Source organism: Caulobacter sp. DWR1-3-2b1 (assembly GCF_049895765.1).
In the GTDB taxonomy this organism is placed as follows: domain Bacteria; phylum Pseudomonadota; class Alphaproteobacteria; order Caulobacterales; family Caulobacteraceae; genus Caulobacter.
Window position 1 is genome coordinate 116,492 of the sequence record NZ_JAFCSZ010000008.1, and the last position, 14,473, is coordinate 130,964.

12 protein-coding genes are annotated in these 14,473 nt (G+C 68.2%); 4 read left to right on the forward strand and 8 right to left on the reverse strand.

Annotated elements, in window-relative coordinates; all coding sequences use genetic code 11:
- Positions 1–113: 113 nt before the first annotated feature.
- Positions 114–1,319: an OmpA family protein gene (locus ACP69S_RS10155; protein WP_425996819.1), complete on the forward strand. Its 1,206-nt coding sequence runs from the start codon at positions 114–116 to the stop codon at positions 1,317–1,319.
- Positions 1,320–1,595: 276 nt separating this feature from the next.
- Here the strand turns inward: ACP69S_RS10155 and mnmD are convergent, their stop codons facing one another.
- The 3 genes from mnmD to motA all read right to left on the reverse strand — a co-directional run bounded on the left by mnmD (position 1,596) and on the right by motA (position 4,840).
- The gene (gene mnmD, locus ACP69S_RS10160) at positions 1,596–3,383 is read right to left on the reverse strand and encodes a tRNA (5-methylaminomethyl-2-thiouridine)(34)-methyltransferase MnmD (protein ID WP_425996820.1); all 1,788 of its coding nucleotides are present in this window, start codon (positions 3,381–3,383) and stop codon (positions 1,596–1,598) included.
- A gap of 101 nt (positions 3,384–3,484) precedes the next feature.
- On the reverse strand, positions 3,485–3,808 hold the full coding sequence (locus ACP69S_RS10165; protein WP_425996822.1) for a hypothetical protein: 324 nt from the start codon (positions 3,806–3,808) through the stop codon (positions 3,485–3,487).
- Between the two features lie 162 nt (positions 3,809–3,970).
- Positions 3,971–4,840 carry a flagellar motor stator protein MotA gene (motA, locus tag ACP69S_RS10170; RefSeq protein WP_425996823.1) on the reverse strand — a complete coding sequence of 290 codons (870 nt, stop codon included), beginning with the start codon at positions 4,838–4,840 and terminating at the stop codon, positions 3,971–3,973.
- Between the two features lie 121 nt (positions 4,841–4,961).
- Here motA and ACP69S_RS10175 point away from each other — a divergent pair, with 121 nt between their 5' ends.
- The gene (locus ACP69S_RS10175; protein WP_425996825.1) at positions 4,962–6,272 is read left to right on the forward strand and encodes an MFS transporter; all 1,311 of its coding nucleotides are present in this window, start codon (positions 4,962–4,964) and stop codon (positions 6,270–6,272) included.
- Here ACP69S_RS10175 and ACP69S_RS10180 read toward each other — a convergent pair.
- Entirely contained in the window at positions 6,269–6,910 is a 642-nt protein-coding gene (locus tag ACP69S_RS10180) for a helix-turn-helix domain-containing protein (protein WP_425996827.1), read from the reverse strand. The genes ACP69S_RS10175 and ACP69S_RS10180 overlap by 4 nt on opposite strands.
- Positions 6,911–7,074: 164 nt before the next feature.
- Here ACP69S_RS10180 and ACP69S_RS10185 point away from each other — a divergent pair, with 164 nt between their 5' ends.
- Positions 7,075–7,437, forward strand: a complete 363-nt coding sequence (locus ACP69S_RS10185; protein ID WP_425996829.1) for a nucleoside transporter — start codon at positions 7,075–7,077, stop codon at positions 7,435–7,437.
- Here the strand turns inward: ACP69S_RS10185 and fixJ are convergent.
- Genes fixJ through cydD form a run of 4 tightly spaced genes read right to left on the reverse strand, consistent with a single transcriptional unit; the run spans position 7,434 to position 12,784 of the window.
- Positions 7,434–8,036 carry a response regulator FixJ gene (gene fixJ, locus ACP69S_RS10190; protein ID WP_425996831.1) on the reverse strand — a complete coding sequence of 201 codons (603 nt, stop codon included), beginning with the start codon at positions 8,034–8,036 and terminating at the stop codon, positions 7,434–7,436. The genes ACP69S_RS10185 and fixJ overlap by 4 nt on opposite strands.
- Positions 8,029–9,498 (reverse strand): PAS domain S-box protein, encoded by a 1,470-nt coding sequence (locus ACP69S_RS10195; RefSeq protein ID WP_425996832.1) that lies wholly within the window; start codon positions 9,496–9,498, stop codon positions 8,029–8,031. The genes fixJ and ACP69S_RS10195 overlap by 8 nt, the downstream gene beginning before the upstream one ends.
- A 53-nt stretch (positions 9,499–9,551) precedes the next feature.
- A complete protein-coding gene (locus ACP69S_RS10200) occupies positions 9,552–11,135 on the reverse strand; it encodes an amino acid ABC transporter ATP-binding/permease protein (protein ID WP_425996834.1) in 1,584 nt (527 codons plus the stop codon).
- A complete protein-coding gene (cydD, locus tag ACP69S_RS10205; protein ID WP_425996836.1) occupies positions 11,132–12,784 on the reverse strand; it encodes a thiol reductant ABC exporter subunit CydD in 1,653 nt (550 codons plus the stop codon). Before cydD ends, ACP69S_RS10200 begins: the two co-directional genes overlap by 4 nt.
- A gap of 123 nt (positions 12,785–12,907) precedes the next feature.
- Here cydD and ACP69S_RS10210 point away from each other — a divergent pair, with 123 nt between their 5' ends.
- Positions 12,908–14,464, forward strand: a complete 1,557-nt coding sequence (locus ACP69S_RS10210; RefSeq protein WP_425996838.1) for a cytochrome ubiquinol oxidase subunit I — start codon at positions 12,908–12,910, stop codon at positions 14,462–14,464.
- Positions 14,465–14,473: the final 9 nt, after the last annotated feature.

The window sequence follows — 14,473 nt, forward strand, 5'->3', positions numbered from 1 at the left end:
CTCTTTTCTCAAATGTGGCACTTTTGCCACATACGAATTCGCTACTGCTGCGTTTGTCCTGTCGGGTCCGTCTCTGGGTCGGCTCCACGACAATTCTAACGAGGGTGCAAACCATGAGATTCCAATTGTTGGCCGGCGTCGCGGTGGTCGCGCTTTGCGCCGCCACTGGCGCGTCTGCCCAAAGCGCGACGAGCGGTTGGTACGTTGCCGGCGATGTCGGCTACCACATGCCCAAGGACGTCAAGGCGACGTCTTCCAAGGGTTACAACTGGGACTTCTCCCAGAAGGAAGACTGGGCTGCCTTTGGCCGTCTGGGTTACAAGTTTTCGCCCAATTGGCGGGTTGAAGGCGAATACGGCTACCGCGGCGCTGATATCGACGGCGTCCGGGGTTCGGGCCTTTCCGGCGCTCAGCCGATCGGTCTCTGCACCGCCGGCCCGATCCGCACCGCCGCCTCGCCCAAGTGCGGCGAGCCGAACGGAGAGATGAAGGCCACCACCCTCATGGCCAATGTCATCTATGACATCATGCCGGAATCCAGCATCCATCCCTTCATCGGCGCGGGCGCCGGCGTCGCTTGGGTGCACAACAAGGTCTATGGTCAGCTGAGCGGCGTTCCGGCCGGCGGCGCGCCGTTCCAGAACGCAAGCTTCGACGACGTTGATCAGGCCTTCGCTTATCAAGGTCTGCTTGGCCTGGCCTGGGACTTCGCCCCCAACTGGAGCATGGACCTGACGGGCCGCTATCTGGCCACCAAGGACCTCAAGTGGGGTCAAGTGACGCGGAACGCTGGTCCTGGCGTTGGCTCGATCACCGACACCGGCATCTATGAAGGCAAGTACAAGGACGCTTCGGTGACCTTGGGCGTGCGCTACACCTTCGGTGCGCCCCCGCCCCCGCCCCCGCCGCCCCCGCCGCCCCCGATGCCGCCTGAGCCGCCTGCGCCCCCGCCACCTCCCCCGCCGCCTGCCCCGGCTGCGTATGAAGCGCGCGAGTTCGTGGTCTACTTCCCGTTCGATCAGTACGTCCTGACGCCGGAAGCCCAGTCGGTGGTCCAGCAGGCCGCTGAATACGCCAAGGCCGGCATGGCCACCAAGCTGACGATCACGGGTCACACCGATACGTCGGGTTCGGACCGCTATAATGCCCGTCTGTCGGAGCGCCGCGCCAAGGCCGTCGCCGATGGCCTGGTGGGTATGGGTGTCGCCGCGACCGCCGTGGCTGTCGACTGGAAGGGCGAAAGCGCTCCTGCCGTCGCCACTGGCGATGGTGTCAAGGAACCGCTGAACCGTCGTTCGACGATCTCGATCAACTTCTAAGATCGACGTCAGACAAGCAGATTGGGGCTCGACCGAAAGGTCGGGCCCTTTTCTTTTGTGCCAGACCTCAGAACGAAAGACGCTCCCGATTGGGCGTCGGGAGCGTCACCGTCGACGGCCTTGAGGGCAAAGAGGCCGCCGTCATGGGCCGACCTTTGGGGGTGTCGGCCTCATGTACCCGGGCGCCGTCTTCGGGGACAGACACCCTTCGTCAAGGCCAGACCGGCCAGACGAAAGCTCGATCACGCTGACTTCGTTACCTAATTCCGGGATTGATCATATACCGGCGCCCGCCACGGGCGAGTCAAAACGACCCGGCGCCGCCAACCGCGACAATTCGCGCGGGAGCGGCGAAGGCGTCCCTGTCGCCAGGGCCACCACGTGTTCGGCCAGCAAGGGCGCCAGACAGAACCCCCGCGACCCTAGGCCGCCAAGCACAAACAGGCCCTCGTCCAGCTTGCCGGCCAGCGGCAGGTGATCGGCCGTCGTCACCCGTATGGCGGCGCGGCCGGACAGGCCGGCCTGGCTCAAGCGCGACGCCAGTTCCGGCAGTCCCTTGGCCAGGGCTTCCAGATTGCGGGCGTGATCCTCGGGCCGCTCGTCGGTGTTGAGCACGCCGCGGTCGTGGGTGGCGCCAAACAGCAGGCCGTCGCGGGTCGGTATGGCGTAGCCGCCGAACGCCGCCGGGGTCCGGCCTGGTCCTTCGGTCAGGGGCGCCCAGCTGGCCTGGCCGCGCACCGGTCGATAACCAAGGCTCGGCAGCAGGCCGCCCAATCCCGCGCCGGCCGCGACCACCACGGCGTCGGCGCGAACGATCTCGCCGCCGGCTTCGTCCAGAAGACGCCAGCCGTCGGTGCAGCGTTCCAGGGTATGCACCCGGGCTGCGATGGCCTCGCCCCGCCAGGCGTCCAGCACCCTGTGTGGCTCGATCACAAGGGCTCTGGCCATGGAGAGGGCTGCGCCGACCGGCTCGCCCAGCCGGTCGGTCGCCGAGGCCAGCAGGGTCATGGAGCCCGGCTCGAAGATGTCCTGTCCCGCGACGACGGCGAAGCGGTCGGCGACCTGCCGGGTCTGGGCCAGTTGCAGGACCCCGCGCGCGATCACGGCTCCGGGCAGGGCCTCATAGAGCTGGACAGCGCGCGCGAAAGCCTGGGCTGGAAACGCGGCGCGGGGACCGCCGCCGGCATCGAGGGCAGGGGTGACGAGGGCGGCGGGGTTGCCCGAGGCGGGGGCTTCGTCGGCGTCGATGACCATGACGTTCAGGTCCTGTGCCCGCGCGGCGCGCGCCAGAGCGGCGGCGGCGATCCCGCCGCCAATAATGGCCAGGCTGGCGGGGCGGGTCGGAGCGTGCGGCTCGCCGGGCAACCAAGCCTCCAGCCGATCCTTCTTGCGTCCAAACCCCGGGCGCTTGGCGATCTCGAAGCCCGCCGCCTGCAGGCCTCGCCGCACCGCCCCGGCCACCGTGAAGGTCGCCGCACGCGCGCCGGGGGCCGAACGGGCGGCGACGGCGGCCAGGATGTCTTCGCTCCACATCGCCGGATTGAGGGCGGGCGAGAAGCCGTCGAGGAACCAGGCGTCGGCCGCGCCGTCCCAGCTTTCCAGGGCCTGACCCACGTCCATGACCGCCAAGTCCAGGGTGGCGCGAAAGCCCGGCAGGTCCACGCGATGGAAGCCGCACGCCTGACCGGGCCAGTGGTCCAGCAAAACCTGGGCGGCCTCGCCCAGCTCGGGCCAGACGGCCAGGGCGCGGGCGGCGTCTTCTCGGCTGATCGGATGGGCCTCGACCGAGAAGATGTGCAGCCGCGCTTGTCGCGGCGCTTCGCGGCGCCACAGGTCCAGCAGGGCGGCGATGTTCAGGCCGGTGCCAAAGCCCAGTTCGCCGACCACCAGCTGGTCGCGATCCGCGAAGCTCTCGGGCATGCCGCAGCCGGTCAGGAACACCGCGCGGGTCTCGGCCAGACCGTCGGCGCTGGAGAAATAGACGTCGCCGTACAGCCGCGAGCGCGGCAGGCCGTCTTCGTTCCAGACGAGGGGCGAGGCGTCTTCTGGCGAGGGGTCGATCATGGGCTCGCTAGAGCGGCGCGAGCCGCTGTTCTGTCAAGCGGACACGAAAAAGGGGCCGCCCAGGTGGGGAGCCCCTTCGATTTCGCTGGGAGAGCGTAGGCTTAGTGTGCGGGCGGAGCCGGGGTCTGGGCGGGCGTCTTGGCCGCAGGGGCAGGAGCGGAAGCCGGAGCCTCGGCGGCCGTCACGGCGTCGTCGCCTTCGGCGGCGGGAGCGGCGGCGGCGTCGGCGGCGGCCTTGTTGGCGTCGGCGGTGGCCTGGTCCTGAGCGGCGGCGGCGTCGGTCACCGTGCTGGCGCCCGCAGCGGCGGCCTCGGCGGCGGCGGTCGAGGCGTCGTGGCCTTCTTCCTTCTTGCCGCAGGCGGCGAGCGAGAGGGCCGATACGGCGACGCCGGCGATGAGAAGCGTGCGAAGAACGGTGGTGCTCATGGGAAATCCCTTGCGGCTGTTGTTCTGGAACGTCGCTCGCTGTTCCAGGCGACGTCTTCGACTGGCAGGGAATACCGGTTCGAACGGGCGTGCAAGCGTCAGGTCACGCGCCCGTGATTACTTCGACGACAGACTCCGGCGCGACGGACTTCACGAGTCCGATCAGGCCTCGTTGGGGATCTGCGACAGGGCTTCTTCCAGCTCCAGGAAGCTGGGCTGTGCTGTGCTGGGCACGTTGCCGCGACCGATCTCGACCGAGATCTGAGCGGCGTTGCCATGCAGGTGGGCGACGAGCACCGCCTGGATGATCTTGTAGAAGGCGTGATCCTCGTCGATCACGGCGGCCAGACGGGTCGCCATGGGGCCGACCAGGCCATAGGCCATGAACACGCCCATGAAGGTGCCGACCAGGGCGCCGCCGATCATGCCGCCCAGTACGGCCGGCGGCTCGGTGATCGAGCCCATGGTCTTGATGACGCCCAGCACGGCGGCGACGATGCCCAGGGCGGGCAGGCCGTCGGACAGTTGCGTCAGGGCGTGGGCGGGGCCGTGGGCCTCGTGATGGTGCTTTTCGAGCTGCTTCTCCATCGCGTCCTCGACCTGGTGGGGATCTTCCAGGTTCATGGTCATCATCCGCAGGGTGTCGCAGATGAAGTCGACGGCGAAGTGGTCCTTGGTGATTTTGGGATAGCGCGAGAAGATCGTGCTGTCGTGGGGCTTTTCGATGTGGCTTTCCAGAGCGATGACGCCCTTGGACTTCATCGTCTTGGTCAGCAGGAACAGCAGGGCCAGCAAGTCGCGGTAGTCGGAAGCCTTCCACTTGGGGCCGCCGAAGATCTTGCCGAAGGCGGGGCCTGTGCCCTTGATCACCGTCATGGAGTTGGCGATCAGGTAGGCCGCTATACCGGCGCCGCCGATGGCCATCAGCTCGTGCGGCGCGGCGTGCAGGATCACGTCCATCTTGCCGCCGGAGATGATGTAGCTGCCAAAGACCAGGGCGAAGAGCAGCACGATGCCAATGATCTGGAACATGACGGAAGGCTGACCCCGAGAATTGATCCGGCATCATCCCGGTTATTGATTAATCCAAGGTTCCCGGATGCGGGGCCTGATCGAGTTGCACCCTGGCGGCGAGCAGCCTAACAGTCGTTTGATGTCCAACGCCACACAAGACGCCCGGAGCAACCGGGGCGCGTTCGCGATCCTCTTCGGGGTTTCCGTGGTCTCGGCCATGGGCAATAGCGGCATGTGGTCGGTGCTGCCGGCCATCGGAAGACAGATCGGCATTCCCGATGTTCTGGTGGCGGCGATCTTCTCGCTGTCGGCCGTTTTGTGGGCGGTCAGCTCGCCATTCTGGGCCAGGCAGTCCGACCTGCACGGCCGCAAGCCCCTAATTCTGCTGGGTTTGGCGGGATTTTGCGTCTCCATGACCCTTTGCGCCATCGTGGTCGGCGCCGGCCTGCACCATGTCGCTACGCCCATGGTGATCTTCGTGCTGTTCCTCATGGCGCGGGCGCTGTTTGGACTGTTCGGCTCGGCCTCGAACCCCGCCACCCAGGCCTATATGGCCGAGCGCACCAGCCGTGAGGATCGCACCCAGAGCATGGCCACCCTGGCCGGAGCCTTTGGTCTGGGCACGGTGGTCGGGCCGCTGCTGGCGCCGCTGTTTGTTCTCCCCATTGTGGGTTTGGCCGGGCCGATGTTCGCCTTCGCCGTACTGGCGGGGGTCATGCTGGTGGTCGTGCAGCGCGGCCTGCCCGAGACCTTCAAGCCCGGCCGCGGCGAAACGCCGCCGCGTCGGGGCTTTGGCTTCATCTTCAAGGGCGAGGGGGCGGGACTGTGGAAGGACCCGCGTCTCAAGCCCTTCCTGATCTATGGCTTTCTGGTCGCCTCATGCCAGACCGCCCAGTCCCAGACCCTGGGGTTCCTGATCATCGACAAGCTGGGCCTGCCGCCGATGCAGGCCCAGGGCTACATCACCCTGGCCATGGCGGCGGGCGCGGTCGCCGGCTTGCTGGCCCAATGGGGCCTGATCCGGATGTTCTCCATGCGCCCGCGCGACCTGATGCGCTGGGGCGCCGGCGCGGCGGTGGTGGGCAACGTGATTGTGGCCTTCGCGCCGGACTACGCCGCCGTGGCCATCGGTTTCGCCATCTCCAATCTGGGCTATGGCTTCGCGCGACCGGGTTTCACCGCCGGCGCCTCGCTGGCGGTGGGGGCCAAGGACCAGGCCGGCGCCGCCGGGGCGATCGCGGCCATCAACGGCCTCAATGTCGTGTTCGGCCCGCTGTTTGTGATGCTCTACCGCTGGATCGGCTGGGGTCCGTTCGCACTTAACGCCGTCATACTGGCGGGTCTGCTGGTCTATACCCTTCGCCAGGCGGCCCTGCGCAAGGTCAGTGACGCCGACCCGCAGGAAGAAGCCACCCTGGCCAGTCTCGAACGCAGCGACGAGGGCGGCTAATTCGCCAGCCGCCGAAGGGCCACGCCGTCGCACAACACGATGTGGCGCGTGGTCGGGATGGCTATGACGCCGTCGGCCTGCAACTGGGTAAGCGTGCGCGACACCGTTTCGATGGTCAGGCCCAGATAGTCGGCCATGTCCTGCCGTGACATCGGAACATCCAGTTCGCCACCGCCGCCGGTGCGATCGGCCAGATCGATCAACAGGCCGACAACCCTCTCGCGCGCTGTTTTCCGGCCCAGCATCAGCACATGGTCCTGGCTGCGCTGCAGGCCTTCGACGGTCAGGCGAAACAGCGCCCGGGCCACGTGCGGCTTTCGGGCAGCCAAGTCGCTCAGCACGCCTAGACGGACCATCCGCACGGTGGTGTCGGTCATAGCCTCGGCGGTGACCCTGTGCAGCTCCCCCGCCTCAAGCCCGAAATAGTCGCCGGCGAAATGGAACTCGTCGATCTGCCGCCGGCCGTCGCGCAGGGTCCGGCAGGTGCGGACCGAGCCCGAGATCACCTGATAGACATAGTCGGCGGTGTCGCCTTCGGCGAACACCTCCTCGTCGCGAGCGTGACGCAGGCATGGACCCGTGAAGCCGAACGGGGCCACAGTTGGCGTAAGGTCGGTCTGGCGAAGCGGAGACAGCATGGAGAGCATCCGTATTTAAGCCCTTTTGTGGGCTGGCCCGGACGCGCGGTAAATTCGGGTGCGACGCCTAAGTGGCGCTACTTACGCGGGCTTGCGGAGCCTGGTCTGGAACAGACTTGCGCTGGATCAAGGCGCGGTTTGTCTGGTTGCGATGTGTTGATTGCATGTGCGCCGCCGCCAACGCTCTCGACGAACAGCCCCTGATCGTGGTTCTCGACCCCGACGAGGCCCTGCGCGAGGCCCTGCGATTTTCGTTGGAGACCGAGGGCTACCGGGTCAGGACCTTCGGTGCGGCGTGCGATCTGATGGCCCCTGGACGCGACCGGGGCGCGGCCTGTTTCGTGATCGACGAGGCGGTTTGCGGGCCGGATCTGCGCCAGTGGCTGCGATCGAGGCGCGTGCCGGTGATCCTGATGTCCGCAAGGTGCGGCGCGGCCGCTGACGGCGATGGCGTGGCGGTAGTCGAGAAGCCGCTGATGACCGACGCCCTCAGTCGCCGGATCGCTGCGGCTCTCGCGACCAGCTAGCCCCGCACCGACAGCGTCATCCGCACCAGGGCGGCCAGGTTGTCGGCGTGCATCTTGGTCATCAGCTTGGCGCGATAGATCTCGACCGTCCGGGGGCTGATGCCTAGCTCGCGGGCGATGACCTTGTTGGGATGGCCGGCGACCACGCCGTCCAGCACTTGGCGCTCGCGTTCTGACAGGGTCCCCAGGCGATGCTGGATCTCGGTCTGATCGCCCGACACCGCCGGCGCTTCCATGGCGTTCATCGCCCGCTTCAGGGCGTCGAGGATCCGGCTTTCCGAGAATGGCTTTTCGATGAAGTCGACCACGCCCGAGCGCATGGCCTCCACCGCCATCGGGATGTCGCCATGGCCGGTGATCATGATGACGGGCATGCGGGCATCCAGCGCCGCCAGCCGCGCGACCAGTTCCTGGCCGCTCATTTCAGGCATGCGGACGTCGGTGATCACGCAGCCGGGACTGGCGGTGGGCAGGGCGTCCAGGAAGGCCGGTGCGCTGTCATAGCTGACGACCTGGAAGTCGGCCGACTCCAGCAGGAAGGCCAGGGACTCGCGAGCGCTTTCATCGTCGTCGACTACATGCACGACAGCGTCAGTCATGGATCTCATCCTCCTGGTCGGCCGGCGGCAAGGTGAAGCGGAAAATCGTTCCGCCGCCGGGATTGGTCTCGGCCCAGATCCGCCCGCCATGGGCCTCGATGATCGAACGCGAGATCGAAAGGCCCACGCCCATACCCTGAGGCTTGGTGGTCATGAAGGGCTGGAACAGTTTCTCGCGCACCGCGTCGGTGATGCCGCCGCCGCTGTCGGTGACGCTAACCCGGGTCCAGCCTTCCTCGTTCAGGTCGCTGGAGATGACCAGGGCGCGGCGGGGCATGTTCTCCATGGCGTCGATCCCGTTGCGGATCAGGTTCAGCAGCACTTGCTGGATCTGCACCCGGTCGGCAAATACTTGGTCGGCCTGGGGATCTAGCGACAGCCGCACATCGACCTGGCGCTCCTTCTCGCCGATCAGGGCCAGGGCGCTGGCCTCCTCGACCAGCTTTGACAGGCTCTCGACTTCGCGCTCGCTGGCCCCGCGCCGCACAAAGTCGCGCATTTTGTGGATCACATCGCCGGCGCGCAGAGCCTGGGCGGCGGCGCGGTCGATGGCGTCGCGCACCTTGGCCTGATCGGCGGGACGGCCCCGGTCGATCAGGCGCCGCGAACCGGTCAGCAGATTGGCGATCGCCGACAGCGGCTGGTTCAACTCGTGGGCCAAAGCCGAAGCCATCTCGCCCACCGCCGTCAGGCGCGAGACATGGACCAGTTCGTTCTGCAGTTCCTGCAGGCGGGTCTCGGTCTGCTGGCGGTCCGTCAGGTCACGGATAAAGCCTGTGAAAGAGGGACGGGGTCCCTTGGTCTCGCCGACCGCCAGCTCCATCGGGAAGGTCGAGCCATCCCTGCGCTCGCCCACCACCACGCGACCGACGCCGATGATCCGCTTCTCGCCGGTCTGGGCGTAGCGATGCAGATAGCCGTCGTGAGCCTGACGATAGGGGCTGGGCATCAGCAGGTTGACGTTCTGGCCGACGGCCTCTTCCGCCGTCCAGCCAAACAGACGCTCGGCGGCGGCGCTGAACGAGGTCATCATTCCCCCGCGGTCGATGACCACCACAGCGTCGGGCACGGTGTCGAGGATCGACTGCAGGTGGGCGTTGGTCGCCGCCGCCCGTCGCCGAGCCGCGTGGAACCAGCCGCCGCCGATAGCCATGCCGATGCCGACCAGCAGGAAGATCACGCCGCTCATCGATCCGACCAGGGTCCGGGCGTCGTCCTGGGTCACTGCCCCGACCGCCAGGCTGGCGCAGACCGTCGCGAACAGGCCGCAGATCAGGCCGCCGAGCGCGGCGCTGACCAGCACGGCGGGGATGAACAGCAGGAACGACGAGGCCGCGGTGAACGCCTCGCCCAGAGACAGCCGCAGCGCGAATGTCCCCGCCACGGCCACGGCGGCCACCATATAGGGGCCGGGTCGCGGGTCGCTGAACAGGGGATAGGGGGTCGGCCGGACGGCCTTCATGTCGTCTCGTCTCTGTTGCCTGGGTCTTATAGCCGAGGCTGGAGGCAAGTCCTCTACAACGACAGCCGTCGCCCGCAGATCGCCAGAGGCGCGGGCCGGTGGCTGACCAGCACCACGCCCTGCCGCGTGCGATCCAGCCGCGCGGTCAGGCGTTCCAGCACCAGCGCCTCGGTCGTGGCGTCCAGACTCTCGGTGGGCTCGTCCAGTAGCAGCCAGGGCGCGGGACGCAGATAGGCGCGAGCCAGGGCCAGTCGGCGTCGCTCGCCGCCCGACAGGCGCTCGCCATTGTCGCCGAGCCAAGCCTTCAGGCCCGCCGGCGCGGCGCGGATGCGCTCCTCGAGCGCGGCGTCGCGAAGGGCTTCCCACATCTGGTCTTCAGAAGCGTCGGGCGCGGCAAGGCGGAGATTGTCGGCCACCGTGCCGGCGATCAAGGCCGCGTCCTGAGGCGCATAGGCGAAGACGGCGCGCGCGACGGCGGGGTCGAGATGGGCCAGATCCGCGCCGCCAAGCGCCATCGCGCCCGGCGTCACGGGACGCAGGGCCACAAGACGTTCCAGCAACGTGGTCTTGCCGGCCCCTGATGGTCCCGTGATGGCGATGCGGTCTCCGGGCGCGAAGTCCTCGTTCAGCAGTCGAAGGCCGGGATCCCGAAGATGGAGGGCGGTAGCGGCTGGCGGCGCATGGCGGAGCACGGCGTCGAGACGGTCGGCGGCTTCGCCCGCCGCGCCGTCCTGGTCGAAGGCGGCGGCCAGGTTCGCGACCCCGTCCACGGCCATGGCGGCGGCCAGACCAGCCAGCGCGGCCAGCGCTGCGCCCGCCGGCGCGGCGAGGGCAATGGCGGCGGCGATGGCCAGTCCAAGGATCACGGCTTGCGAGAGAGCGATCCAGCCCCTGGCCCGGGCGGCGTCCAGTCGCGACGCATCGACCGCCTGTCCCCGCGTCGCCAGGGTCTCGCCGGCCCAGGCTTCCATCCCATAGGCGCGCAGCTCTGGCGCGGCGGCGGCGAGGCTGGCGGCGGCGTCCTTGAGGGCGCCCATGCGAATCTGGATCCCGCGACCGGCGGGAGCGGAGAGGCGCCGGGCTAGGGCGCGCGCCACGAGGATCGCGGCGGTGGCCGACAACAGGATCGCGAGCGCCGCCGCCCAACCCGCCAGGGCGCCCAAGGCCACACCCGCGGCCACGGCGGCGCCCGCGCCCCACGGCGCCGACAGCCGCACGAAACGTGTCTCGACCGCGTCGACATCCTGCACCAGCCGGGCCGAGGCCTCGCCGCCAGAGAGAGCCAGGGCTTCAGCCGGCGGCGCGGCGGCGAGCGAGGCGAACAGCACCGGCCGGATCGCCGCGAGGGATCGCAGGGCGGCGGCGTGACCGGCGAGCCGCTCGCCATAGCGCGCGCCGGTGCGCAGGATGGCGAGCAGCCGGATGGTGGCGCTGGGGAGCAGCACGTTGAAGGCCTGAGCGGCGCCCAGGCCGGCAACACCCGCCAAGGCGGCGCCGGTGATGAACCAGCCCGAGACGCCCAGCAGCAAGGTCGAGGCGGCGCCCACGACCACCGCGCACACGGCGGCCAGCAACAGGCCCTCGGCGTGGCGACGGCGCTGGGCGCGGATCAGGGTCTGGAGCGGGAAGGTGGTCATGTCAGCCTCACCACATGATCGGCCAGGTTGGCTAAGGCCTCCGAGTGTGTGGCGATCAGGGTCGTGCGGCCTCGCGCGGTTTCCCGGATAGCGGCCAGCAGGTCGGCCTCGGCGCCGGCGTCGAGATTGGCGGTGGGCTCGTCCATCAGCAGGATCGGCGCGGGCTTGAGAATGGCGCGGGCCAAGGACATCCGTCGGCGTTCGCCGCCAGACAGTCCGGAGCCTCGCTCGTCCAGCCAGGCGTCGAGGCCGCCGGGGCGTATGGCCAGGGCGCCGGAGAGGCCGACCCGTTCGGCGGCGGCGTCGATCTGCGCGTGGGTCGCGTCGCGATGGGCCAAGGCGATATTGTCGGCGATGGAGCCCGGCGTGATCAGCGGATGCTGTCCGGCCCAGGCAACCTGTCCCGACAGCGCGCCAAGCTCGGCCAGCGGCCGGCCGTCGATCAGCACCGCGCCGGCGGTCAGCGGCGCGAGGTCGAGCAGCAGGTTCAGCAGCGAGGTCTTGCCCGAGCCGCTGGGGCCCAGCAGGGCAACGATCTTTCCAGCGGGAACCTCCAGATCGAAGCCTTCCAACACGGGCGCATCAGCATTGGGATAGCGGATGGTCACGCCGCTGAACCGGATCGTCGGCGGGGCGGTAAAAACTGGCGCGGCGGGACGCTGCTCCGGCCGGGGCAGGGCGATCAGGCTGGCGGTCGCGGCCTCGGCGGCTTGGCGGTCGTGATAGGCGGCGGCGAGGCGTCGCATCGGCAGATAGATCTCCGGCGCCAGGGCCAGCACGAAGAAGGCGCGCTTCAGGTCCAGTTGCTCGGGGACCGGGAAGGGCAACAGACGCAGCAGATTGAAGCCGCAATAGACCGCCACCAGGGCCACCGAAAGGGCGGCGAAGAACTCCAGCGCGCCGGAGGAGAAGAAGGCCACTCTCAGTACGCGGATGGTGCGGTTGGCCAGTTCGTCGGCTGAGCGGGCCAAGTCGCGGGTGATCCGCTGCTCGGCCTGAAAGGCCAGCACCACGGGCAGGGCGCGAACCCGGTCGAGGAACAGGCCCGACAGTCGCTCCAGCGCCGTGAACTGGGCGCGGGATTCTGCCGCGGCGGCCGTGCCGGCCAGGGCCATGGCGATGATGAAGGGCAGCAGGGCGCCCAGGAGGATGGCGGCGGCGATGGGGCTGGCCAAGGCGGCGACGGCGATCAGGGCCAGGGGCGTCGCGGCGGCCGCAAACCGGGCCGGGAGAAAGCGCGAAACATGGCCGTCCAGCGCTTCGACCCCCTCGACCACGGCGGTGGTGGCGTCGCCGCTCGACAGGCCGCCGCCGGGCTTGCGGGCGGCGAGGGCGGAAGCGGTGTCACTGCGGGCGATAGTCTTGACCAGGGCGGCTGCGCGGGCCCCGGCCTCGCCCGCCAGCTTTGTCATCACGCCGCGAGCGACTGTTGCGACGACCAGCAGCACCAACCATCCCCGGAATTCTTTCCCGGTCGCCAGGGCGTCGATGGCGCAAGCCAGGGCGGCGGCGAAGGCGGTCGCCGCCGCCCCGTCCAGCAGGATCAGCGTCCGGGCGCGACGCAGGGGGGATGCGCCGAACCGCGCCAAGTCCTTCAATCTTGCCGTGACCAGCGTGTGGCCAGCGATAAGCGATGGACGAGCTTGCATAGGCTGAGTGTAGGCTAGCTTCGCCGGCTGCCCTTGATCTGGATCAAGGTCGGCGCGGCCCGACGGGTCTAGGGCGGTGCTCTCGGTCGGCGCGATCATTCGCCGTCCGTTTCGGAGCTGTGCATGGACCCCGCTGTCGTCGATCTCTCGAGACTGCAGTTCGCGCTGACCGCGCTGTACCACTTCCTGTTCGTGCCTCTGACCTTGGGGCTCTCTTTCATGCTGGTCATCATGGAGAGCATCTATGTGATGACCAAGCGCCCTATCTGGCGGACGGTCACAAGGTTCTGGGCCGGACTGTTCGGCATCAATTTCGCCCTGGGCGTGGCCACAGGCCTGACCATGGAATTCCAGTTCGGCATGAACTGGGCCTACTACTCGCACTATGTCGGCGACATCTTCGGGGCGCCGCTGGCCATCGAGGGCCTGATGGCCTTCTTCCTCGAAGCCACGTTCGTAGGCCTGATGTTCTTTGGCTGGGACAAGCTTTCGCGCGTCGGCCATCTGGGTGTGACCTTCCTGGTCGCCATCGGCACCAACTTCTCGGCCCTGTGGATACTGATCGCCAATGGCTGGATGCAGAACCCGGTCGGGGCGGCGTTCAATTCCGACACCATGCGCATGGAGGTCAGCGACTTTCGCGCCGTGCTGTTCAATCCGGTGGCCCAGGCCAAGTTCGTCCACACGGTCAGCGCCGGTTACACCATCGCCGCCGCCTTCGTGCTGGGGATCTCGGCGTACTACCTGCTGAAGGGTAAGTATGTCGGCGTCGCCAAGCGCTCGATGACCGTCGCCGCCGCCTTCGGCCTGGCCTCGGCCCTGTCGGTCGTCGTGCTGGGCGACGAGAGCGGCTATGCCCTGACCGACAACCAGAAAATGAAGCTCGCGGCTCTGGAAGCCATGTGGGAAACAGAGCCCGCCCCGGCCGGCCTGACCGCCTTCGGCATCCCCAGCCTCGCCGACCGCAAGACCCACTACGAGGTCAAGATCCCCTATGTGCTGGGCCTGATCGCCACGCGCAGCATCGACAAGCCGGTCGCGGGTATCTTCGAGCTGGTCGCCACCGCCGAGGACCGCATCGAGTCCGGCGTGGTGGCCTATGGCGCGCTGGAAGTCCTGAAGGCCAATCCCAAGGACATGGCCGCCCGCGCGACCTTCGAACTGCATCGCCGCGACCTGGGCTATGGCCTGCTGCTCAAGCGCTATGTCTCCGATCCGCGCATGGCCGACGCCGCGACGATCAAGAAAGCCTCGTGGGACACCGTGCCAAACGTGCCGGTAATGTTCTGGGCGTTCCGGATCATGGCCGGTATCGGCCTGCTGATGATCGCCCTGTTCGCTACCGCCTTCGTGCTGGTGACCATGCGCAAGCACGACACCAAGTGGTTCCTGATCGTCGCCGTCTGCGCCATCCCGCTGCCGTGGATCGCCACGGAACTGGGCTGGGTGCTGGCCGAGGTCGGACGCCAGCCTTGGGCGGTGGAGGGCGTGCTGCCCACCTTCCTGGGCGCTTCGGATCTCAGCGTCGCCCAGCTGTGGACGACCATCGTCGCCTTCACCCTGCTTTACGGCGCCCTGGCGGTGGTCGAGGTCGGGCTGATCGTGCGTCACATCAAGAAGGGCCCCTTCGCCGAGCAGGAGGCCTTCGCCCCCGCCAACGGCGAACCGGCCGTCGCCTGAGGAATGACC